Origin of the sequence: Roseateles saccharophilus, assembly GCF_004342485.1 — a bacterium.
GTDB lineage: Bacteria > Pseudomonadota > Gammaproteobacteria > Burkholderiales > Burkholderiaceae_C > Pelomonas > Pelomonas saccharophila.
In genome coordinates, this window is record NZ_SMBU01000094.1 from 1 (window position 1) to 1735 (window position 1735).

Below are 1735 nucleotides of genomic sequence, written 5' to 3' on the forward strand. Positions count from 1 at the left end.
TCGAGCAGATCCTGGCGTTCCTGCGCGGCGATGGGAGCAATGGCCAGATCGTCCAGGACGAGTAAATCCAGTCGCGCCAGCTGCGCCAGACGACGGCCGAAGCTGCCGTCGCCGTGCGCCACCTGCAGCTCCTGCAGCAGCCGGGTCGAGCGGGTGTAGAGCACCGTGAAGCCCTGGCGTGCGGCCTGCTGGGCCAACGCGCAACCGAGCCAAGTCTTGCCGCAGCCGGTGGCGCCGGTGATCAACACGTTGCGGCCGTGCCGGATCCAGTCGCCCTCGGTCAGCGCAGTGACCAGGTGCCGGTCCAGGCCGCGGCCCGCGCGCCAGTCAATGTCCTCGACGCAGGCGCCGCTGACCTTGAGCTTGGCGGCCTTGAGCAGCCGCACCACGCGCTTGCCGTCGCGCCAGTCCAGCTCGCGCTGCACCAGCAGCGCCAGGCGCTGTTCGAAGGGCAACGCCTCGGCGCTGGCCTGCAGTGCGGTGTCGTTGAGCGCGGCAATCATGCCGTCCAGGCGCAGGCCGCGCAGTTGGTCCAGGGTATGTTGTTGAAGCATGGTGTATTCGTGATGTTTGAGAGTTAGGCCAAGGGGCTGGTGGTGCGCCAGCCTCAGTGGTGTCCGTAGTAGCTGGGTCCACGCACGTTGTCGTGGGCGGGCATGGATGCCGTGTCACCGCCGAGCAGGCTGGTGCCCCACCGGTCCAGACCACTGGCCAGGATCGACTTGACGCTGCGGTAGTGCGGCGCACGGATGGACTGCGCCCGGGCGCACGCGGCCTCCAGGCGCTCGTCGCCGTACTCACGCGCCAGTCGCATCAGTCCCAGGCAGGCGCGGTAGCCCTGCTCGGGGTGCGTGCGGTGCTCCATCTGCCAGCGCACCACCCCGGCGGTGGCGGCGCCGATGCGCTCGCCCCAGCCGATGAGCTTGGCCGGCGTCCACTGCCGGTGCGCGCGGTGAGACGCCGGCATGTGCTCGGCCACGGTGGTGAAGCCGCCCACGAGGTGGCTCAGGGCGTGCGCTGCGATGCGCTGGCGCCGCAGCAGCACCTCCAGCGTGCCGGCCGTGATGCGCAGCTCCACGGCGGCGCCCACGTGCTGGTGCGGCACCGAGTAGTAGTGGCCCTCGAAGGCCACGTGATAGTCGATGTTGACCCGCGCCGGCTTGAACTGCGCGAGCGCCATCGGCGTGGCCGGCAACGGCTTCAAGGCCGGCGCGTCCAGCGCCGCGAAGGCGACCGCCCTGCAGCCGGGCAGCTTCTTGAACGGCCGCTGGTTGAGGTCGTCCAACAACTGAACGATGGCGCGGTTGAGCTCCACCAGGCTGAAGAAGCGCCGGTGGCGAATGCGCGCCAGGATCCAGCGCTCGACCACCTGCACCCCCACCTCGACCTTGGCCTTGTCCTGGGGCCGGCCTGGGCGTGCCGGCAGAACCGCCACGCCGTAGTGCTCGCCCAGTTCCTGCATCAGCCGCCCGGTGACAGGCTCGTAGGCATCGGGGTTGGCGATGAGCGCGCGCGGCTGGTCGGGCACCAGCAACTTGGGCACGCCCTTGATGAACGTCAGCGTCGCGATGATGGCGCCCACCCAGTCGGCGGCTGTCTGCTGCCAGGTCGCGCACGCGTAGGTGTAGTTCGAGGCGCCCAGCACGGCCACGAACACCTGGGCTCGGCGGATCTCGCCCGTGCTGGCGTCCACCACCGGCACCGTCTGGCCGGCGTAGTCGACGAACAGCCGCTC

2 protein-coding genes are annotated in these 1735 nt (G+C 70.0%); both read right to left on the bottom strand.

Annotation, left to right across the window (positions count from 1 at the left end; all coding sequences use genetic code 11):
- A partial coding sequence (locus EV671_RS26500; protein WP_132576891.1) for an ATP-binding protein occupies positions 1–554 on the bottom strand: 554 nt, incomplete at its 3' end.
- A 53-nt stretch (positions 555–607) separates the two neighbouring features.
- The coding region (istA, locus tag EV671_RS26505; protein WP_132576892.1) for an IS21 family transposase at positions 608–1735 on the bottom strand (1128 nt) is incomplete at its 5' end.